Annotated in this window: 23 protein-coding genes; all 23 read right to left on the reverse strand. The window is 58.4% G+C overall.

The window, feature by feature from the left end; translation table 11 throughout:
- Nucleotides 1-82 precede the first annotated feature (82 nt).
- The 23 genes from NE637_RS03910 to NE637_RS04020 all read right to left on the reverse strand — a co-directional run bounded on the left by NE637_RS03910 (nt 83) and on the right by NE637_RS04020 (nt 21,128).
- Entirely contained in the window at nt 83-1,234 is a 1,152-nt protein-coding gene (locus NE637_RS03910; RefSeq protein WP_227117595.1) for an acyltransferase family protein, read from the reverse strand.
- Between the two features lie 29 nt (nt 1,235-1,263).
- Nucleotides 1,264-1,506: a thioredoxin family protein gene (locus tag NE637_RS03915; protein ID WP_227117593.1), complete on the reverse strand. Its 243-nt coding sequence runs from the start codon at nt 1,504-1,506 to the stop codon at nt 1,264-1,266.
- An 18-nt stretch (nt 1,507-1,524) separates the two neighbouring features.
- A complete protein-coding gene (locus tag NE637_RS03920; protein WP_227117591.1) occupies nt 1,525-2,667 on the reverse strand; it encodes a permease in 1,143 nt (380 codons plus the stop codon).
- Nucleotides 2,668-2,741: 74 nt separating this feature from the next.
- Nucleotides 2,742-3,092: an ArsR/SmtB family transcription factor gene (locus NE637_RS03925; protein WP_192111440.1), complete on the reverse strand. Its 351-nt coding sequence runs from the start codon at nt 3,090-3,092 to the stop codon at nt 2,742-2,744.
- Nucleotides 3,093-3,233: 141 nt separating this feature from the next.
- Complete coding sequence (locus NE637_RS03930; RefSeq protein ID WP_227117590.1) at nt 3,234-5,198, reverse strand: methyl-accepting chemotaxis protein; 1,965 nt, start codon at nt 5,196-5,198, stop codon at nt 3,234-3,236.
- A 91-nt stretch (nt 5,199-5,289) separates the two neighbouring features.
- Entirely contained in the window at nt 5,290-5,763 is a 474-nt protein-coding gene (locus tag NE637_RS03935; RefSeq protein ID WP_256267584.1) for a cytochrome c family protein, read from the reverse strand.
- Between the two features lie 840 nt (nt 5,764-6,603).
- Nucleotides 6,604-7,035: a EutP/PduV family microcompartment system protein gene (locus NE637_RS03940; protein WP_227117588.1), complete on the reverse strand. Its 432-nt coding sequence runs from the start codon at nt 7,033-7,035 to the stop codon at nt 6,604-6,606.
- A 7-nt stretch (nt 7,036-7,042) separates the two neighbouring features.
- Nucleotides 7,043-7,390: a BMC domain-containing protein gene (locus NE637_RS03945; protein WP_192111443.1), complete on the reverse strand. Its 348-nt coding sequence runs from the start codon at nt 7,388-7,390 to the stop codon at nt 7,043-7,045.
- A gap of 139 nt (nt 7,391-7,529) precedes the next feature.
- On the reverse strand, nt 7,530-8,081 hold the full coding sequence (locus tag NE637_RS03950; RefSeq protein ID WP_192111444.1) for a BMC domain-containing protein: 552 nt from the start codon (nt 8,079-8,081) through the stop codon (nt 7,530-7,532).
- Nucleotides 8,082-8,098: 17 nt separating this feature from the next.
- A complete protein-coding gene (locus tag NE637_RS03955) occupies nt 8,099-9,424 on the reverse strand; it encodes a 4Fe-4S dicluster domain-containing protein (protein WP_227117586.1) in 1,326 nt (441 codons plus the stop codon).
- Nucleotides 9,425-9,625: 201 nt separating this feature from the next.
- Nucleotides 9,626-9,904, reverse strand: a complete 279-nt coding sequence (locus tag NE637_RS03960) for a BMC domain-containing protein (RefSeq protein ID WP_108702565.1) — start codon at nt 9,902-9,904, stop codon at nt 9,626-9,628.
- Between the two features lie 45 nt (nt 9,905-9,949).
- Nucleotides 9,950-10,282, reverse strand: a complete 333-nt coding sequence (locus NE637_RS03965) for a hypothetical protein (protein WP_215647772.1) — start codon at nt 10,280-10,282, stop codon at nt 9,950-9,952.
- 29 nt (nt 10,283-10,311) lie between these two features.
- Nucleotides 10,312-10,884: a BMC domain-containing protein gene (locus NE637_RS03970; protein ID WP_227117584.1), complete on the reverse strand. Its 573-nt coding sequence runs from the start codon at nt 10,882-10,884 to the stop codon at nt 10,312-10,314.
- Between the two features lie 3 nt (nt 10,885-10,887).
- Nucleotides 10,888-11,175: a EutN/CcmL family microcompartment protein gene (locus NE637_RS03975; RefSeq protein WP_022658524.1), complete on the reverse strand. Its 288-nt coding sequence runs from the start codon at nt 11,173-11,175 to the stop codon at nt 10,888-10,890.
- Nucleotides 11,176-11,182: 7 nt separating this feature from the next.
- Nucleotides 11,183-11,776: a hypothetical protein gene (locus NE637_RS03980; RefSeq protein WP_227117583.1), complete on the reverse strand. Its 594-nt coding sequence runs from the start codon at nt 11,774-11,776 to the stop codon at nt 11,183-11,185.
- A gap of 58 nt (nt 11,777-11,834) precedes the next feature.
- Nucleotides 11,835-12,656 carry an ethanolamine utilization protein EutJ gene (gene eutJ, locus NE637_RS03985; protein WP_227117581.1) on the reverse strand — a complete coding sequence of 274 codons (822 nt, stop codon included), beginning with the start codon at nt 12,654-12,656 and terminating at the stop codon, nt 11,835-11,837.
- A 1-nt stretch (nt 12,657) separates the two neighbouring features.
- Nucleotides 12,658-13,329: a phosphate propanoyltransferase gene (locus NE637_RS03990; protein WP_192111450.1), complete on the reverse strand. Its 672-nt coding sequence runs from the start codon at nt 13,327-13,329 to the stop codon at nt 12,658-12,660.
- Between the two features lie 210 nt (nt 13,330-13,539).
- On the reverse strand, nt 13,540-13,827 hold the full coding sequence (locus tag NE637_RS03995; protein WP_022658528.1) for a BMC domain-containing protein: 288 nt from the start codon (nt 13,825-13,827) through the stop codon (nt 13,540-13,542).
- A 130-nt stretch (nt 13,828-13,957) separates the two neighbouring features.
- On the reverse strand, nt 13,958-15,469 hold the full coding sequence (locus tag NE637_RS04000; protein ID WP_227117580.1) for an acetaldehyde dehydrogenase (acetylating): 1,512 nt from the start codon (nt 15,467-15,469) through the stop codon (nt 13,958-13,960).
- A 3-nt stretch (nt 15,470-15,472) separates the two neighbouring features.
- Nucleotides 15,473-16,012, reverse strand: coding sequence for a BMC domain-containing protein (locus tag NE637_RS15765; RefSeq protein ID WP_215647778.1), 540 nt, complete (start codon nt 16,010-16,012; stop codon nt 15,473-15,475).
- Nucleotides 16,013-16,069: 57 nt separating this feature from the next.
- Nucleotides 16,070-17,002, reverse strand: coding sequence for a choline TMA-lyase-activating enzyme (gene cutD, locus NE637_RS04010; RefSeq protein WP_227117579.1), 933 nt, complete (start codon nt 17,000-17,002; stop codon nt 16,070-16,072).
- 57 nt (nt 17,003-17,059) lie between these two features.
- Nucleotides 17,060-19,618, reverse strand: a complete 2,559-nt coding sequence (gene cutC / locus NE637_RS04015; RefSeq protein ID WP_227117577.1) for a choline trimethylamine-lyase — start codon at nt 19,616-19,618, stop codon at nt 17,060-17,062.
- Between the two features lie 58 nt (nt 19,619-19,676).
- A complete protein-coding gene (locus NE637_RS04020; RefSeq protein WP_227117575.1) occupies nt 19,677-21,128 on the reverse strand; it encodes an aldehyde dehydrogenase family protein in 1,452 nt (483 codons plus the stop codon).
- Nucleotides 21,129-21,144: the final 16 nt, after the last annotated feature.

The raw sequence follows: 21,144 nt of genomic DNA on the forward strand, positions 1-21,144 counted from the left end.
TTCGCGCAGTGCCGCAAAATATGCGCCTGAAAACCGTACACCAATAAACAGGGGGATAAAACACCAAACAGTGCTAAATCATTTATAATTTTATGCCCAGTTTTTCTTCCAGCTTGCGGCTTGCGGCCACAAGGGCAGATGTCACTGTCAGGGTGATGGCAATGTTCAGCAGCACAAAGGCGACGGGCGGCAGTTGCAAGGGCTTGTAAAGCCACATGAAGACCAGCAGGGGCGTGGGCAGGTGAAAAAGATAAAAACGAAAGCCGTTGCGCTCAAACCAGGCAAAAGGAGCAAATGCCTGCAACAGCGGGTACAGCCCGGCTGTGAGTAAAAACATATGGTACACCAGCAAGGCGCAGAGCAGGGAAACGATCCAGCCGCTCACAGGCGCGCTTGCATAGGGCCACAGCAGAACTATCAGCGCAGTGAGTCCAAGCCCGAGAGCCAGCGGGCGGGTGCGGCACAGGGCATTGAGGGCCTCGTGATTTCTGAAAGCCACAATGCCCATGTAGTAGCACAGAATGAACGAAGGTGCTTCCCACAGGCAATACCACTTGAGCCAGCCGCCATAGTTCTGCAAGCACAGTGCGGCCACAAGGGCCACCATGCCGCCGGTAAGGGCCGTGTCGCGCCCCAGCTTTTGCAGAATCCACAGGGCGATAATCCAGAAAAGGGTGATCCAGAACAGCACCAGCAAGAACCACAGATGATCTGTGAACAGGCCGAGCGCAACGGATTTCCACGTTTCAAGCAGTGTTGCGTCTGCCGGATGCCCAAACGCGGGGATGGAAAAGAGCGTGTAGAGCGGGGCTACCCAGAGCATGCCCACGCCAAACCAGGGCAGCAGGAGCCTCCGCCCCCTGTGCAGCGCGTGTTGCAGGGGGGTGCGCTTGCCAGCATCCCACGAGGCGGCAAACAGAAAGCCCGATGCAAACATGAAACACTGGATAAGGGTAGAACCTGAGATGGCCGTGAACAAATCTGCCCAAGGTTGCGGGGTATCCGCATAGAGCTCCCAGAACGGAAAGGGCGTGGCGTAAAACATGACGCAGTGCATAACCACAACCAGAAAAAGGCACTTGGTTTTCAGCAGGGCAATGTGGGGATAGTGCATTGGGGCGGCCTTGGTGGAAATATGCGAAATTGCACCCGGAACAATGCCCGACAATAACGTGACCCGCCACGCAGGGCAAGCTGGTTGCATCTGCGCGGCGGGCCGTAAACGTCCGCTCATGTCGGCGCGTGTCAGCGAGGAGCCGGGGCTTAAGCCTTGGCCTCCGCAATCCAGCTGGCGACCTCATCCCCGGTGGGGACCCTGCCCGTGCATTTGATCTGGCCGTTGACCATCACCGCCGGGGTGGAAATGATGCGCGCGGCCATGATTTCTCTGAAATCAGATATCTTGATCACCGAAATTTCACCGCCAGCCTGTTCCGCAGCCTGACGCACCACGTTTTCCGCCTCTACGCAACGCGCGCAGCCGGGGCCGAATACCTTGATTTCCATTTGTTTTGCTCCTGAAAGTTATGCCAGGAATGATCCAGCCAGATTGAACAACCAGCCCACCAGGGTGAACATAAGCAAAAGATAACCCACAAAAACAGCCAGCAGCCTGCCTGTCATGACCTGCCGCAACATGAGCATTTCCGGCAGGCTGACTACTACCGTGCTCATGCAGAAGGCCAGTGTGGTGCCGATGGGCAGCCCCTTGGTCAGCAGGCTTTCCATAACCGGGATGATGCCTGTCACGCTGGAATACAGAGGGATGCCCAGCAGGACGGAAAGCGGCACCGACCACCACTCCCCGGCGCCAAGATGCTCGGCAAACCAGTTTTCCGGCACAAAGCCGTGCAGGGCCGCGCCAAGCCCAACGCCGATGATCACCCACTTCCACACGCGGCGGAAGATGGTGGATGTTTCCGACCATGCAAAATCGTGCCGCTGGCGCAGGGTGATGCGTGGGGAGCAGACCGGGGCGGCACCTGCGCTCTTGGCTTCTTCCGCTTGCGCGGGCATGTTGGCCATGGCCTCAAGAATAAAGGGGTGCAGCCAGCGCTCGGCCTTGATGGCGTCCATGAGGCAGCCGCCAATGATGCCAGCGATCATGCCCACAACCACGTAGGCCACGGTGATCTTCCAGCCCAGCAGGCCCCACAGCAAAACAACGGCCAGTTCGTTGATAAGCGGCGAGGTGATGAGAAAGGACATGGTAATGCCCATGGGGATGCTGGCCGTGGTGAAGCCGAGAAACAGCGGGATGCTTGAGCAGGAGCAAAATGGTGTAACCGCGCCAAAGGCGGAGCCGAGAAAATAGCCTACTCCCTTTGCCTTGCCGCTCAGATAATCACGCACCCGCTCCACGTTGAGCCCGGCCCGCGCCCAGGCAATGGCGTAGATAAGCGCTACCAGCAGGAGCAGAATTTTTGCCGTGTCATAGAAGAAGAACTCCACGGATTCCGCAATGGGCGAGCCAGGGGCAAAACCCATAAGGCCCACAGCCAGCCAGTGCGCCGCAGGCTGAATGACGGAATAGACCAGCCACCACACCACGCCGAGGGCGGTAATAGCCGCAGCGTATCCGAGGTTCCAGGCACGCGTTTCTGACGCTTTGTGGGGCTGCAACGTATCGTTTTTGCAGCAGCATTTTTGTTGAAGAGGCGTGTTCATGGTGAGCATCTTTTATTTTAATATTTGTTGAATAGTTGACATGTTGAAGCTAAAAAAAGGCAGGGCCCTTTTATTTATAATTTCGGGAGGATGCCTGGCAATACGCTGCTTGCTGCCCGGAACTTCCGGCACTCACCGGGGTTGGCGGAGCAGCATTCTGACGTGAGGTAGGCGATCACCTCAAGCATCAGGGGGATGCTGGCCTTGTAGCGCATAAATCGCCCCTCCTTTTCAACCGTCACCAGACCGCTGTGCACAACGGCCTTGAGGTGAAAGGAGAGGTTGGTGGAGGGAATATCCAGCTGACGGGCGATTTCTCCAGCCACCAGCCCCTGCGGGGCATTTTTGACCAGCAGTCTGAACAGGTCGAGGCGTACCTCGGATGACAGGGCTTCAAAGATGTTGGCGGCAGTTTTGCTTTCCATAAAATGATATTTCAACATTAATTGATCAGTGTCAAGAGGACGAAAAAAAGCTGCGGCAAACAAACGTTCGCCGCAGCTTTTAATGAATTGATGTATCTGGGCCTGTGGTGCGCCGGGTCAATGGGCAGCGGTTGTACCTTTCTAGGAACCGCTGTGCCCGTTGCCGTTCCCATTGCTCATGGAGGCAATGGTCTCGCGCAGGTCGGCGGCCATCTGGGCCACCTCGCGGGCGGTGACGCCAAGCTCCGTCATGGCGTTGGAAATATCCAGCGCAATGGAATCAACCGTGCCGATGTTGCCGTTGATTTCTTCAGAAGCGGCGGACTGCTTTTCAGCCGTAGTGGCGATTATGCCGATCATGTCGGCGGTCTGCATGACCTGGGTGACAATTTCCTGCAAGGCTTCACCCGCCTGCGTCACAAGCTCCACACCCTGCTGTACGCTGGCGTCAGTTTCGTCCATCAGCGCAATATTGCTCTGGGCGCTGTCCTGAATGCCCTTGACGGCGGAAGAGACTTCCATGGTGGCTTGCATGGTTTTTTCCGCCAGTTTGCGCACTTCATCGGCAACCACGGCAAATCCGCGCCCTGCCTCGCCAGCGCGGGCGGCTTCAATGGCGGCGTTAAGGGCCAGCAGGTTTGTCTGGTCGGCAATATCGCTGATGATGCCAAGGATTTTGCCCACGTCCTGCGCCTTGCTGCCAAGATCGTGCAGCCCCGTGCTCATGGTTGTGGTGTGCTTGCGTACATCGGCTATGGCCTCAATGGACTGGTCGGTGATCTTCTGGCCGCTCTGGGCGCGCTGCCGGGCCTGATCAGCATTGCCCGAGGCATCGCCAGCGTTGCGCGCCACATCCACTATGGAGGCGTTCATGGCTTCGATGGCGGTGGCGGTTTCGCGTATCCTGTTTTGCTGGTTGGCTGTGCCTTCGCTGGTATGGCCGATGCGTTCCAGCAATTGGTCGGATATATGGGCAAGGTGGGTGGCAATTTCGCCTGCATTTTCCGCCACCCTGGCGACCATGGCGCCGTTCTTTTCAATCTGGCGCTGATTTTTTCTGATTTCGGTAATGTCGTTCCAGAAAGTCACCGACCCCATGAGAGTATTATCCATGTCAAAAAAGGGCGTGGCAGTCACCGTGACATAGCGCAGGTTGCCTTTTTCCGTTGGGAGTTCACGCTCGGCCACAAATTTTTTGCGGTGCAGCACGGCGCGCACTGCGGTGGTTTCGCGATTTTCGTCATTCCACAAAAATTTGCCCGATGTCAGACCGAGAAAACTCTGGGGCTTTGCGGTTTTTTCCAGCAGGTCGCACAGGTGCTGGTTAAGCCAGAGAATTTTTTTGTCCGCGCCAATGATCAGGCAGGGGGCGGCAATGCCGTTGAGCACGCCTTCTGAAAAGCCAAGCTTGTCTTTGAGTTGCGCCACCATTTTGCCAATGTCGGTGGAAAGCGTGGCAAGTTCGTCCTTACCCTGCTGGTCAAACTCCACGGCAAGGTTGCCTGCGGCTACCTGCCCGGCATTGGCAACAAGCCGCGAAATCCGGCGAATGAGAAAATGGCGGATCGCCAGCACCGTAAAGGCAATGAGAGCCAGCAGGCCCACAGCCCCCATGATGGACGAGCGCAGCAACTGGTTTTCCATGGCGGTCCAGGCGTTGGTGACGTCAAGTTTCATCACCAGCTGGCCGAGGATTGGTTCAGATTCGCCGTGGCAGTGATAGCACCTGCGCTGGTTGGCTATGGAAAAAACGCTGCCCAGAATTTTTTTACCGTTCTGGTCAATAAAAATGGCTTCCTCAATGGGCTGTTTGAGGCCGCGCACATGCAGGCCCGCCAGCTCCTTGTCCGCTTCAACCGCTGCAAAATCCTTGCGCAGGGTGGTGTCGTCCGTACTGTAAGTGATATTGCCCGCGTAGGAGGTCATGTAAGCGGTAATATGCCCGAATTTGCTTTTGATCTTGCTGAATTCGTCGGCTGTTCCCTTGTTGTCGCCCACGATCATGGGCTTTTCAATGCCCATATAGATCAGCCCTGTTTCCATATGCGCGCTGGAGCGGATTTCATCAGTCATAAGCTTTTTAACCCCGGCATATTCCAGGGTCATTATGCAGCTTATGACGAGAAAAGTAATAGTGACAATGGATACAGTAATTTTGAAATTAAGCGATCTGGATAAAAGCATTGCTACCCCCGAGCTAGTGCGCGCCGGAAAAGATCAGTGGCTTGAATTTGAAATCCTGAATCCGCTCGGAATTATGGCATGCCGTGCAGGTTTCCACGGCAGGCTTTCTGCTGATGGATTGAGGGTCCTGATTTTCCGCATGTTCGCTGCCTGGCCCGTGGCAGGTTTCGCAACCAACATCGGCCAGCTCGGGCGTTGTTTCTATGCTTTTGAATCCGCCCTTGTTGTAGCCAGTGGTGTGACATTCGTAGCATTTTTGAAGCTCGTGCTCCTTGAGCTTGGGCTTCATGATGGCTATAGAATTCCATGAATGGGCTTTTTTGGAATGCTTGATAAAAGAATTGTACTGCTCTTCATGGCATGGAGCGCAGTTTTTAGAACCAATGTAGGTTTTAGTGTTGTCTGCATTGCCTGCCTGAACAAAAAATAGCTGAATAAATGCTAAAAATAAGGCTGAAAGTAAACATTTTTTAAATAAATACAGCATTATCACGTTCTCTTTGATGGTTGTTTTTGCAGCCAGCCAGGAGCGCCAGTGAGGAGCGGAGACTTTGTCACTTCAAAAAACGTAAACCATGAATCGTGAATCAGTGCGGAAACCCTATACCCTTGCGCAGGGGAATGCCGCAGCAACGCAGAGCCTTTCGGCATGTTTTAGTAAATGATTATGCCATGTTTTGATTTCATGCGTTTTTTTTCATTTTTCATCGGTGATGATCAGGCCAAAGCCGCACCCTGGCCTGAAGGAGATGCAGACTCTATAATGCAAATTTTTTATGTTATTATACCCATGAATTTGAAAATTGCACTCACTGGTCAAGCAATGAATAAGCTGAAAAGCGATAATAGTATTATTTATGGATAATTTTTTTAAACATAAAAAAATACTTTATTGGTTAGCATTGGCGATTTTCTAAAATAGCGCTGAAAATAAGCATATTTTTGAGTAGTTAGCACAAAAAAATTTTAAAGTGAATAGACTCCCGAAAACAGGCAAGATCATGCCATGAACATCATGATAGTAAAGTTGCAATATGTAAAATTTTTTTATGCAATACATAAAGTTTTTGGCACATCATTGATTGAACACTGCTATCTTGCATCATTTGATAACAAAATGTGTATAGAACTCTTTTTGCTTTTTATACGAAAGCCATGGAATACAAATCAGGGGCGCGGGTATGGTACGTACGCGTGGAGGGCTCATGCTGGAGAAATGAACCTCCGCATGGATATTGACTGAATTGATGCAGATTCTGGGGAATGGTTGATGGGGGGATGGCCTGACCTGACCGTATATGTTGCGACGGCCCGTGCCTGAAAGGGATCAGGCTTTGAGGGGCAGGGCTGCGCGCAGTTCGTTTACGCCAGCGAGGGTTACGGAGCTCAGCGCAACGATTTGCGTTGTCCCTGCGCTGTGCAGAAAGCGCCTTGCGCGTTCCGTGTTGGCTGCGTCCATGTCTGTCTTGCTGATGACGCCAACGACGGTGCGGTTGAATATGCGGGCAAAACCCGGCGGGAAGGCGGAGGTTGGGCGGGTGGCGTCCTGCACAAAAAGAATGGCCGCGCATTCCGTGGCCAGGGTAATCAGGGCGCAGTAAAAACGGCGGTTTTCCAGAAATTCCGGCGGGGGAAAAACAAATTCTCCGGCATATTCCACGGCCATGGTACGCCGCAGATCCGGTACGGTGCAGCCAAGCAGGCGGGCAACGGTGCGTCTGCCCACCCCCCGTTCGCCCATAAGCATAATACGGCGCACGGCAGACCTATGACCGGGTGCAATCTGTCAGGGCGTAGTGGAGCACATCGCCAAAATAGCGCAGCACTTCACGCAGCCCGGCTTCGACGCTGGCCACATCGCCGGTGAGCAGCAGGGAGCCGCCAAACCTGTCCAGAAAGCCGATCTGCACATCGGCGGCCTTGGTGGCGATATCTGCGGCAATGATCACGCCTTCGCTGGGCGTGATGGTGAGTATGCCGATGGCGTCCGTTGCGCTTTCGTCAAGGCCGAGCTTGAGGGGAATGTCGCGCTGGGGGCTGGCGATAAGGTGCGCCAGAGTGATCTGCCTGCCGGGCACATACTCCTGTATGACGCGCTGTTTCGCTTCTTCCATGGTGCGGCTGCCTGTTTGCTTGAGGGAATGTTGATGGGCGCGCGGGGAGTCTGGCTCCCCGCGCAAGGGGTTGCCCGAGAGTAAACTGGTTAGAGCATTTCAACTTTGGAATGCTTCACATTTCAAAGTTCATCTGCTTCTAGAGCAACTGCTTTTTGAGATCGTCGCTGGGCGAGGGTATCACAATCTTGCTGACCACCGGGCCGCCGTCCGTCACGTTGGCCGCACCAGCGTCCACGGATGACTGCACGGCGCTGACCTCGCCCGTCATGAGCACAAAGGCTTTGCCGCCCAGGCCCGCAGAAAGGCGCAGTTCCACAAGGTGCACATCGCCAGCCTTGGCTGCGGCATCCGCCGCCAGCACGCAGGAGGCTGCGGTATATGTTTCAATAATGCCGAGAGCGTTGATCTTTTCCCTGATGGCGGTGCCGTTCATGGCTGGGATGACGCTTTCGTGCACGTTGGGGATGATAAAGGAATCCACCACCAGATCCGCGCCCAGGTGCAACCCGGTCTGCACGGAGCTGGTCACGGCTCCGGTATCGCCGGTGATGACCACAAGATAACGGCCAGGGCAGGTGGGGCGGGAGATAACCAGCTCCACATTGGCGGCTTTGACCATTTCGTCCGCCGTCTGAATGCCCACGCCGATGCTGTTCAGTTCCACACAGCCAATAGTGCGTAATTTCATGCCGCTCACCTGTTGCCTCACGCCTTGATGGTTATGATGCCGTTTTCAACGGCAGTGACCACGCCGTCAATGCTGGCGTGTACGCGCGCACCCATGGCCCCTTCGGGAATTTCACCGATGAGGTCGCCTGTTTTGACGTGATCGCCCGCATGCACCACGGCAAGAGCGGGCGCGCCTATGTGCTGGCGCAGGGGAATACGCACTTCCGAAGGCGTGTAGTCGCCTGCAAAGTGCGGGTGCGCTTCATAACCCGCAAGGCCAAGCCTGCTTACAAGGCGGCTGGTGGGAATCCTGCGCTCGTCGCGGAAACGCGAGGCCACAAGGGGTTCGCCCCTGTTTTCCCACTTGACCCCGGCGGCCATGAGTTCCTTTTTGAGCTGCGCGTTCACTTCCCTGGGCGAAAGGCCCATGGGGCAGGCGAACTTTTCGCAGATGCCGCATTCGGAGCAGAGCAGGGCCTCGCGCGCAATGGGCGAATCCACGGCCTGCCCGTCAAGCACGCGCATAAGCCGGTGCGGGTGCAGGCTGTGACCAAGCAACTGCCGGGGGCAAAGATCGGTACACTGCGAGCACTGACAGCAAATGGTGTTGGTAAGGCGTTTGACCGTGTGCGGGTCCATGACCTTGCGGCACACCACGTTGTGGTCGGGCGGCAGTACAAGGAGGCCGCTTGTGGTTTTGGTGACGGGCTGATCCGTATCGGGCAGCACGCGGCCCATCATGGGGCCGCCGTCCACCACGCGGTATTCGTCAATGGTCGGCCCGCCCGCAAATTGCAGCACCTCGGCAACACGCGTACCCACCGGCACGCGCACCACCATGGGCTTGCGCACCTCGCACCCCACGGTGAGGTAGCGGTGGGTCACAGGTTTGCCGTCCAGCGCGTGGGCCACATTGCAGAGCGATTCCACATTGCTTACCACTGCGCCGATCTGCAAAGGAATGCCGCGCTCGGGCACAATGCCGCCAAGCACTTCATAGACCATCACCTGCTCGTCGCCAGCGGGGTAGAAGTCGCCCAGTTCAAAGGCCTCGATGCGGCCCTTGCCAAGGCGGGCAACGCCTTCGCGTACACTCTGCATGGCGTGGGCGTGTTTGCCCTTGAGGCAGATGACGCCACGCCCGGCCCCTGTGCAATCCATCATGGCCTCGAGGCCGCGCACCAGAGTGTCCACCTGTGTTTCCATCAGATACGGATCGCTCATCAGCAGCGGTTCGCACGAAGCCCCGTTGACCAGCACCGTCTGCGCGGCGGCGTCGGCCTTGACGTGCGTGGGCAGGCCTGCGCCGCCCGCACCTACCACGCCAGCCGCGCGAATGGCGTCAACAATTGGTTTTCCCATGATGTCCTCTCACTGGAATTATCGCAAAGCGGGCCGCCAGAGCATTTCACTCCTGAAATGTTCGCTTGCGACAGGCAAAGCCTGCCTGCTCGCATTTCGTGGCAAGGATTTTCAGGAAAACCCCTGCAGAGCAGTTACCCCATTTCTTTCGTAAACTGCCCTAACCGCACCCGCCGCAATCACATAGCCCGGCTTCAGGCTTTACTTGCACTTGGGCAGAATCATTTCCACTTCTTCATGGGGGCGGGGGATAACGTGCACGCTCACAAGTTCGCCCACGCGCGAGGCAGCGGCAGCGCCCGCATCGGTGGCGGCCTTAACAGCGCCCACATCGCCGCGCACCATCACGGTCACCAGACCGGAACCCACCTGTTCGCGACCGATGAGGGTCACGTTGGCAGCCTTGACCATGGCATCGGCAGCTTCCACAGCGCCAACAAGACCACGGGTTTCAACCATGCCGAGAGCGTCAGTCATTATAGCCATTGTAATCTCCTTTTATGTTTGCGTATGCGCGGCAGAGGCTTAAGCGTGAAGGCTCTTGCCGATCACTGCCACGGTTTCCAGCGTCACCTTCCGCAGTTCGTCGGGGTCGGTGATGCCATAGTGCTGTTTGATGATGGCGGCCACGCCGATGAGCAGCTCATCGCAGTGTTCGTCATGTCCGTCATGCGCGTGTTGCGCGCATTCGCCGTGGCCGCAGTGGTGGGCGGCGGCCTCGTCGTAGCTTATCTGGACGCCGCGCTTGCAAAGTTCATCGCGCGCGCCGGGGGTCAGAATCTTTGCGGAGTCCATCACAAGCTTGTTGCTGTGGATGAACTGATCAAGATTATCAATGGTTATCAGCGTTTTTCCCATATGTGCCTCGTTCGTTCCGCAGGCGCGGGTTATTGTTGGGCGTCATTGGCGCTACGCCGCGCCGTGCCCGCCAGCGCGTTGACCACTTCCGGGTCGGGCTGGGGAATGACCACCATACGCATCAGGTTGTTGCCCAGCACGTCAGCGGCTGCGGCTGCGGCTTCACGCACGGCGGCCACATCGCCTGTCAGCACAAAGTATGACTTGCCGCTAATGCCCTGGCCAAGAACCATGCGCATGAGCGACACCTCCGCCTGCTTGACGGCCTTGTCTGCCGCTATGACGCTGTCTGCCGCGTTGCGGCATTCAACAACGCCCAGGGCCGCGCCGCCGATTTCAGCGGGCATGCGTCGCAGAACATTGAGTACCTGGCTGGACACATTGGAAACAACATAGCTGCCCGCAAGGCGCGCTTCCGTTGCTCTGGCGGCTTGCACCGAGGCGTCTACCGCCTCTCTGTCTCCCCCCACAAGGATGAGAAAGCGCCCTGCGCACACAACGGAAGCGCGCACCAGCGTGACCGGAGCGGCCTTGAGCATGATGTCGGCCAGCTCCGCCCCAGCGGCTATGCTGCGGCTGTCCACAATGCCCAGCGTATCCATGAGCTATTCGCTCTCCGGGCTTTTGCCCATCATTTCTTCCTGATCCAGAATGCCCACAATGGCTGCATCAACAGGGGATTCCTGATTGTACAGAGCCTTGCGGGCCGGGCTGCCGGTGGTGATAAGCACGCGTTCGCCAATACCGGCTCCCACGCAGTCCACCGCCACAAAACTTTCGGCCAGCCTGTTGTGGGCGAGGTCAAGGCGCTGTACCACCATGAGCTTGAGCCCGTTGAGGGAATCTTCCTTTCGCGTGGCCCATACGTTACCGACGACAATGCCTATCAGCATGCGACACCTACAGATCTTTCAGAATGGTCATGTTGCGTTCCACCGCCGCATCCTGCGCCAGCGGTGTTACAACGGCCCCTTGGGGAGCACGCAGGGTGCGCGCGCCCGTTGCGGCGGCCTCGGCCACATGGTTTGCGGTTATAAGACAATCGCGCGTGCGCGACGCCTCCGGCGCGGCCTCGACGAGTTCCGTCAGGCCAAAGGCCGCAAGCCGCGCTTCATATTCTTCATACAGGCGCAAAAGCGCGTCCGGGGCAGTGGCGGCGTGTGCGCGGTAAGCAAAGCCAAGGGTGCGCACCTGTTTGCCCTGCAAGAGCAGGTCAAGCACTTCGCGCTGGGCAAGGCTTGAGCCGCGCCCAAGCGCCAGATCCGCCATATCCGGGCAGGAAAGCTCAGGCAGGATGTAGAGGACCGGTTCCTGCCCGGCGCTCTGCCCCTGAAAGCACACCTGCATGGCGCTGCCGAGGCGCTTTTCCACCTGGCGGGCGAGGGCTTCGTCCCTGGGGGCCAGCACCTGAGCCACGGATGCGGGCCTGGTATCAAGCTGATCCAGCACGGCCCGCACCACGGCGGTAATAAGTGTGTTCAGTTCCACGGGCATAGGCCGCGCTCCTATAATCATTTAAGGCTTTGAATTATATTCGTAAAAGCAAAATGCTCTAGTCTGTGCAGTTGAGGGCTATGCCCAGCGGCGTCACCAGAAAAGGATTGGCGGGCTTGAATGTGGGCACGCCGGTGTCTTTCTGGATGATGGATTCCATATCAGCGAGGCAGCAGGTGCCGCCCACAAGGTACAGGGCCGAAACCTTGCGCCCCTGAATGTGCTTCCTGATGATGGCCGCCATCTTTTCAATCACGGGGCGCACCACGGGCAGAAGTTCCTTGTGGCGGCTCGCGTCCTTTTTCAGGTCTTCAGCTTCGTCAAAAGGAATGTCGTAATTACCCGCCAGCACAAGTGAAACGTGCGTTCCGCCCGTGGGTTCGTCCGCCACGTACACAACCTTGTCGTCCTGCAACAGGGCAATGCCGGTGGTGCCGCCGCCGATATCCACGATGGCGCCGTCGCGCACCTGCAAAACGCTGTTGGCCGCAGTGGGTTCGTCAAGCAGGGCGGTAACGCGGTAGCCAGCGGCCTCCGCCACATGGCGATGGGTTGCGCAGTCGCGCTCGCTGGTGCCGGGCGGAACGGCGATGGCGGCATTTTCAAGCTTGCGGCCAAGGCGTTCTTCCAGCTCTTCGGTCAGCTCGCGCACAATGCGCGCGCCGCCCGCGTAGTCCACCACCAGACCGTCACGCACCACCTGGGCAAAGCGCATGGCACAGGCCACAGGCTCGCGTTTGGCGTTGACCACAACCACCACAATGTACGCGGTGCCAAGGTCTACGCCCACATAAAGGGGTTCCGTGGGGCTGACCTTGCGGGGATTTTCCCGGCACTGGTCAAGCGTGGCGATCAGTTTGTCCGCTGCGGCAAAGTCCATATCAGCCCCTTGAGCGCCGCACGATGACGCCGGTGACGCCGGGCTTCCAGCCTGCGCTGTTGCCTTCGTCCGCATCAATGTGCATGGCAAGTTTGAAGGAGTCGCTCACGCGCACCAGCACGTCTTCAAGAATCATGGGCCGTTCCGTATCAAGACGCACGGCGACCTTGTCCTTGTCCTTGAGGCCGAAGCGTTCGGCATCATCGGTGTGCATGTGGATGTGGCGGGCGGCAACAATCACGCCCGATTCCAGGCCCACAATACCCGTGGTGGATGCAAGCACGATGCCAGGGGTGTCCTTGGTGTCGCCGCTCTGGCGCACCGGAGGATTGATGCCCAGAATGCGGGCATCGGTCTTGGAAAGCTCTATCTGCGAAACGCTGCGGGCGGGGCCGAGAACGGCCACCTTGTCCATGACGCCCTTGGGGCCGATCAGCCGCACACGTTCAACGCACAAAAATTGTCCCGGCTGCGAGAGCGGCCTTTCGGGTCGCAGGGCCTCACCGTACAGCGACAGCGCATCTTCGACGCTCAGGTGGACGTGACGGGCGGAAATCTCCACCGGGATGGGCCCGGCGTTCATGGTTTCTTCCCTGTCGCTGCTGGCGCACTGCTCTGTCAGCACCTTGCGCACAACATCTGTCACAATGTCCTTGATCGCTTGTTCGTTCATCTTGGCTCCAGCATGCAACGGCTGCGCATTGGGCAACCGCCTTGTAAATACGCGGGAATCGGGCCGCAGGCTCAAATTCCTTTGGCGGGCGTTTTTATGGGCAACACCGCGCCGTTTCCGTAGAGGCGTTCTGCCTGTGGCTCCCCCGGCGCTGCTCGCGTGCAGCGCGCTGCCCGTCAGTGTGCGCCGGGGGGCCAGATACGGCAAAGACTAGGCTTCGCGCTTGGGCAGAATCATTTCCACTTCGCTGTGGGGGCGGGGGATCACGTGCACGCTCACGAGTTCGCCCACCTTTTTGGCAGCGGCGGCACCGGCGTCAGTGGCGGCCTTAACAGCGCCCACATCGCCGCGCACCATCACGGTGACAAGGCCGGAACCCACCTGGCTACGGCCAATAAGGGTTACGTTGGCGGCTTTCACCATGGCATCGGCGGCTTCAATGGCGCCCACAAGACCACGGGTTTCGATCATGCCCAGAGCGTTGGCGGAAGCGGTCATAGCTATTCTCCTTGCGTTATTTGCGTATGTTGTTGTGCCCCTGAGCGGGTCATGCCGTTGGGGGCATTCCGCAATAACGGGCTGTTACGGTTACATTGGGCGGGCACTGGCCAGCCCGGTGTAGCTGCTGCTAAAGAACCTTCTTCAGCTCGGCCACAATCAGTTCGGTGACGGCGTTGATATCAATGTTGCCAGCGCTGGCAGCCGGGGCAGACGTGCCATGACCGCTGCCGGAGCAGCAGGAGGAGGCAGGGGCAGCATGGCTGTCCGCGCCGTGCCCGTTGCCGGAGCAGCAGCACTGGGAGTTAAGGTCATAGGCCACACGGCGGATGTTGATCAGGTTCATGGGCGTGACGTTGTCGGAAGTGGCACTGCCGCCAACGGCCCCGCAGCCCAGGGTGAACGAGGGGAACAGCCCGGTGCTGAGGCCCACCGCGCCCTGCGTGGCGGGCGTGTTGACCATGATGCGCGAAACAGGCTTTTTGAGGCCGAATTCGCGGATGATTTCTTCGTTGTTGGAGTGGATGGCAAGGGTGTGGCCCGCGCCGCAGTTGTGCAGCAGGGCGGTGCACAGTTCGCAGGCTTCATGCCAGTCTTCCACCACGTAAAAGCCGAGCAGGGCCGTGAGCTTTTCCTTGGAGAAAGGATACTTGTGGCCAACGCCCTTTTCGTCCGAAACGAGCAGGCGCGTACCCTGGGGTACGTCGATGCCGGCGATGCGTGCGATGGTCTGGGCGTCGCGGCCCACAATGGCGGGGTTCATGCTGCCATTGCCGCGTTCCATGACGTTCTTGACCTTTTCCAGCTTTTCGCCCTGGAGGAAGTAGGCTCCCTGGGCTTCCAGCGTGGCGCGCACCTTGGCGGCGATGCAGGATTCGGTGACGATGGACTGCTCGGAGGCGCAGATGGTGCCGTTGTCGAAAGTTTTGCTGCTCATGATCTTGGTCACGGCGCTTTCGATATCAGCGGTGCGTTCAATGAAGGCGGGCGTGTTGCCAGCGCCCACTCCCAGTGCGGGCGTGCCGGAGCTGTACGCGGCCTTGACCATGCCGGGGCCGCCCGTGGCAAGGATGAGATCGCAGATCTTCATCAGTTCGTTGGTGCCTTCAATGGTGGGAATGGTAATGCAGCTCACCAGATCGGGCGACACGTTGCAGCTGCGCAGCGCGCCCTGAATGATTTCCACCGTCTTGGCAATGCACTTGCGGGCGCTGGGGTGCGGCGTAAACACAATGGCATTGCCCGACTTGAGCGAGATGAGCGACTTGTAGATGGTGGTGGACGTGGGGTTGGTGGAGGGCACAATACCCGCAATCACACCCACGGGCACGGCCACTTCCACAACCTTGGTCTCGTTGTTGGTGGAAAGAATGCCCACGGTCTTCATGTCGCGAATGCAGGCATAGACCTTTTCGCTGGCAAGCAGGTTCTTGGTCTTTTTGTCCTGCGGCTTGCCAAAGCCGGTTTCTTCCGCAGCCATTGTGCCCAGCGTTTCAGCCTGGGCAGCGGTGGCTTCGGAAACGGCCTTGATCACGGCGTCCACACGTTCCTGGCTCATCTGTGCGAATTCCGGCTGCGCCTTGCGCGCAGCGCGAACCAGTGCGCGCACCTCCTGAATGGAGAGCAAATCCTTATCGACCATTTTTTACTCCTTTTCCTTCAGAGCCGCCCGGCAAATGGCGTCTATCAGCGTTTTCTTGTCGGAGGAGACAATCTGTCCGCGCGTGAGCGGAACCTGAAGGTCTCTGGCCAACTGCCGAAGTTTGTTTATGCTCATGCCCGCGAGTTTTTCCTTGCTCGGGGGCGCGGCCTGCGTGGCGGGCTTCGCCTTGTCGGCGGGGTCAGTCATGCTTGTCTGGCCTTCCTGTGCGGCCTCTGCCGGGGCCGCCGCCTCAATCTCAATGCTGCGCGGTTGCAACAGCAAAATATGTTCAAGCTCCGCATCGGGGCGGGGGATGACATGCCGCGAAACGCACTCCGCGCCTTCAATGCGCGCAATGGAGGCCGTGGCTGCGTCCACGGAGGACTGCACGGCAGCCACCTCGCCCGCAATGGTGATGGTCACAAGCCCGCCGGAAGCAAGGGACTTTTCGAGCAGGCGCACGTCTGCTGCCTTGAGCATGGCGTCGGCAGCCTCAATGGCTCCTATCAAGCCCCTCGTTTCCACAAGTCCTAATGCCAGCATGCTTTTTCTCCTTCACTGCGCAAGGGCGCGGCGCGGGTTTGTCCGTAATTGTCTGCGTTAATGCCTGATGGTCTTCACATCGAGGTCATAGCCACGTAAAATGCTTTCCATGGTCGCCATATCCCGGTCATCAAGCACAGGGTTGTCCTTGATGGGATATTCCATGTCGAGCTGGGCGTACTTGCCGACGCCCATCTTGTGGTAGGGGAGCAGATCAACACCCTTCAGGTTTTTCATACCTTTGTAATTATACAGAAATTTTCCCACGGCGTGCAGTTCTTCCGCATCGTCGTTGTATCCCTTCAGCAGGGGCATGCGGATGCGCACGTTGCTGCCGTTTTCAAGCAGCCAGCTCAGGTTCGCCAGTATGGTCTCGTTGCGCACGCCCGTGAGGGCGTAGTGCTTTTCCGGATTCATGTGCTTGATGTCGAAGAGGAAGAGATCAACCACTTCGGCAAGCTGGCGCACAACTTCAGGGCGGGCATAGCCGCACGTTTCCATGGCGGTGTTGATGCCCTTGTGCTTACAGGCCAGGAGCAGGTTTGCCACGGCTTCCGGCTGGAGCATTGGCTCGCCGCCGCCTACGGTAACGCCCCCGCCGGAGCTCTGGTAAAAAGGCCAGTCCTGTTCCACCACTTCCAGCAGTTCAGAAATGCCCTTGCATTCGCCCGCGATGGCCAGCGCCCCCTGGGGGCAGGCCTTGACGCAGCGCCCGCAGGCGATGCAGTCAAGCTCCCTGTTGACGGTATGCTGGCCTTGCTCTCCTGCGAGCGCGTGAATGCCTGAGGGGCAGACGGGCACGCACGCGCCGCAGGAGATACAAAGGTCTTTTTTGTACAGCACATCACAGCGCCGACGCTGGCTTTCGGGGTTTGAGCACCATTTGCAGCGAAGGGCGCAGCCCTTGAAGAAAACGATGGTGCGTATGCCCGGACCGTCATACATATTGTATTTCTGTATGTTGAAAACGATGGCTTTTCTTTCGATCACGGTGCTTTTCCCCTGCCGTATGCCGTTACGCTTGTGTTGCCGTAAGTACCGGGCGGCCTAGAAGTGGCGCAGCACGGTTCTGCTGATGATTTCGTCCTGAACGTCCTTGCACAGCTCGATGAAGAAGGCGCTGTAGCCAGCCACGCGCACAACCAGATCGCGGAAGTCCTTGGGGTTCTTCTGCGCATCAAGCAGGGTCTGGTTATCCAGGTAGTTGAACTGCATTTCGCCGTTGCCCAGGATGCTGGCCGTGCGGATGAGGGTGATGACGCCCTGTTCGCCTTCGGGGGTATCCAGCAGACCGGACATGAGCTTGAAGTTGTGCACCATGCCGATGTTCATGTTGTCGTTGGACATCTTGGACACGCTCTTGATGATGGCGGTGGGGCCTTTGACGTCCGCGCCCTGGGTGGGGCTGATGCCGTCGGAAAGGGGCTGCCATGCGCTGCGGCCGTTGGCGGATGCGCCAAGCAACTGGCCGAAGGGCGTGTTGTTGGAGATGGACAGGGTGCCGTGGCTCAGGATGGAGTAGAGCGTGCGGTACTTGCGGTGCTCCTGCTCGGTGAACGACACGAGGTCGGCGGCGATGTTGTCGGCGTAGTCGTCGTCGTTGCCGTACTTGGGCGCGGCAAGGCAGTCTGCCAGCACGGCATCGTAGCCCTTGAAGTCGGCCTTGAGGGCTTCGTTCAGGTATTCGAGCGTGTACTTCTTGTCTTCGTACACAAGCTTCTTGATGGCGGCCATGGAGTCCACATAGGTGGCAAGACCGCTCCAGACCACGCCGGGGCCGAAGTTGTACATGGCGCCGCCGGAGGCCACGTCGCAGCCGTGTTCCATGCAGCCTTCGTACATGATGGACATGAGCGGCTTGGGCGCAAAGTCGCGGTGCACGCGCTGGGAAATGACCGTGGCGACGCTGGACCACTTGGTGATGTAGCGAATCTGCTCCTTCACCGCGGCCTCGAATTTTTCGTAGGTGTCAAACTGGCTCAGGTCGCCGGAGTCGGGGCAGACTTGTTTGCCATACCACAGCGGCACGCCGTGGTTGAGCACCAGTTCGATGCAGATGGGCCACTGGGTGTATGCAGTGGAGGTCCACTGGTAGAGGCGGCCAGATTTCTGCGGTTCCACGCAGCCCATGAGGCAGTAGTCGCGGGCGTCTTCAATGCTCACGCCCTTGGCCAGCATCATCTTGATGTGGGTGTCGTCAAAGTGCACGGCGGGGAAGCCCATGCCGGAACGGATGACGGCCACGATCTTCTTGAGGTATTCCTGCGGCGAGGAGTTGTGCACGCGGGTTGCCAGCGAGGGCTGGTAAATACGCACGTGGCGCACCGCGTCCATAAGCAGATAGGTCAGCTCGTTGGTGGCGTCGCGGCCCTCGCGGGTAACGCCGCCCACGCACATGTTCACGAAGGGCTGGTAGCCAGCAAAGAACTTGGAGCTGCCCTCGCTGGTGAGCCACATCATTTCAGACATCTTGATCAGCATGCAGCCAGCGAGATCAAATGCCTCGCAGGGGGTCATGCGACCCGCTTCGATGTCGGCCTTGTAGAGGGGGTACATGTACTGGTCAACGCGGCCAATGGACATGCCGGTCTGGTTTTCTTCAACCACCAGCAGGGATTCCACGGTCCACACAGCCTGAATGGCCTCCCAGAAGGTGGTGGGAGCATGTGCGGGAACGCGGGCGTTGACTTCGGAAATCTTGAGCAGTTCGGCCTTGCGCTTGGGATCGTGTTCTTTTTCCGCAAGCTGGGCGGCGTATTCGGACATGCGCTTTGCATAGCACATGACGCCTTCGGTCGTTTCGATAACCGACTTGTAGAAGTAGATTTTGTCGATATCTTCGGGATTGGCGTAATCCAGGTGCGTCAGGTGTTCCTGCGCTTCATGCTGAATGTCCAGCATGCCTTTTTTCATCAGGATGACGTCATAGCCGGGGTTGGAGTCGCCGCCGCCGTTGAGGGCGTGGTACGAGCAGTCGGACACGTAGGATTCGCCCGAAAGTTCCCACAGACCGGCTTCGCGGTACTGGGCTTCGCAGTATTCGTCCACGGACTTGCCTTCCCAGTAGGGGAAGATTTCTTCGCGCAGAACTTTCTTGTCTTCTTCAGCAAGATAGAAGGGGTCCTGCGGGCGGGAGCCGATGGTGTCCAGCTCGTCGCGCAGCCAGCGCCAGGAAATATCGGGCGAAAACGCGCCAGCGCGCGGCGCGCCGTTGGGTGCGCCCACGATGAGTTCATTATCCTGAATGACCAGGGGCGCGGTTTCGCAGCAGTAGCGGAAAGCCTTGGCGCGCAGCAGAATGCGCGGCATGCCGGGGTTTTCGCTGTCAATCTTGGTAATGGCGCGCGCACGGTGAATGGTGATGCGCGGCATCTGCAAAAGATAGTTGGTCTTGAGCTTGAGATGGCGCTCGGTAGGGCCGTCAGGCACGTTGACGCCGTCAGACACGCCAGCCTTGGGGCCGGAATGCTGCGCGGGGGCAGTGGGCGTGAGGGTAACAGCCGAGCCGGAAGACGTGGCAAATATCTTGCGCAGCGTTTCGCGCTCTTCGGGCGTCAGGCTTTTGGTGACTTCTGCTATCTTTTGAGTAAAATCATGAAGATCCACGTTGATTCCTCCATGGTTTGCGATGGCGGCTCCGGCTGCTGCCGGGGCTTGTTCCGCATCACCTGTTCAATTCATTGAGAGCCTTGCGCAAAACGCGCCGCAGTGCGTCTGAAACGGGGTCGGCCTGGTCGCTCTGCTGTTCCCTGAACGAGAAGCCGCGAACGCCGTAACCTACCTTGCGCCGATAAATGAGATTCATTGGTGAAATGTTGTCGGAGCTGAATCCGTGCCCGGCCAGACCACTGCCCTGCGTCATGGAAGGGAAAAGGTCGGTGGTAAGGCCCATGCCGCCAAAAGCGGCAGGCGTGTTGACCAGCATGCGGGCCACGGGCTTTTTGAGCGCGAACTGCTGGATGATTTCTTCATCCTGGCTGTGGATGGTCATGGTTTGGGCGTGACCCTCGCGCAGCAGAAGTTCGAGGCATTTTTCGCAGGCATGCCGCCAGTCCGGTTCAACATAATAGGCAAGCACAGGGGCCAGCAGTTCCCTGATAAAGGGGTCGGCGGGGTCCACGTAGCGGCGTTCAACCAGCAGCACACGCGTACCCTGCGGCACGGCAATGCCCGCCTTTTCGGCCAGCACTGTTGCCGATTGCCCCAGCATGGCGCGGTTGCGGCGGCCATTGGGGTGAAACATGGTTTCGCTCAGGGCCTGGGCCTGCGCCTCGTTGATAAAACAGGCTCCGCCCGCCTCAAATGCCCGACGCGCCTGCGGCTCGATCTTGCCGTCCACAATGACGCACTGCTCGGCAGAGGGGGCCAGCCCGTTGTCAAAACTCTTGCTGGCAAGGATGTCGTCCACGGCCTTGCAAATGTCGGCAGTGGCTTCAATAAAGGCCGGGCCGTTGCCCATGCCGCCGTAGATGAAGGGCTTGCCGCTGTGGCGCGCCGCTTCAAGCATGCTGTCCCTGCCGGTTACCAGAACCAGAGCCACAAGACGGTGGCGCATGAGTTCTTCAATGCCGCTGTCGGCGACCATGGTCAGGCAGGTCACAGAACCTTCGGGCAGGCCGTGGGCCTGACCGGCGGCAGACATGGCCGCCACCACGCGGCTGGTGCATTCCACGGCGTGCTGGTGGGGGCAAACCACAATGGAATTGCCCGCCTTGACCGCCGCAAGCACATTACAGATGGTGGTGGAAACCGGGTTGGTGCAGGGGCTGAGGGCGGCTATAACGCCCACGGGCACACCCACTTCAAACACGTTTGGCGCGGCATCGGCGCTCTGGGGCAGCCTGCCCACGCAGCGCATGCCCCGCACGCTCTGGATGACGCGGCGGCAGGCAAAAAGGTTTTTGGCCATTTTGTCCTGCCACACGCCGCATCCGGTTTCTTCGTGGCTCATGACGGCAAGCGACTGGGCCTCAGCGGCGGCGGCTTCAGCCATGGCTTCCACCACCGTGTCCAGTGATTCCTGAGGCATGGCGGAAAGCCGCGTCTGAGCGTCAGCCGCGTTTTCAGCAAGGATGCGAGCCTGCTGGATGGAAATAAGATCCTTGTCGCCGATCATGTTTCCTCCGATGAAC

The sequence above is a fragment of the Desulfovibrio desulfuricans genome (genome assembly GCF_024460775.1).
GTDB classification, from domain to species: Bacteria; Desulfobacterota; Desulfovibrionia; order Desulfovibrionales; family Desulfovibrionaceae; genus Desulfovibrio; species Desulfovibrio desulfuricans_E.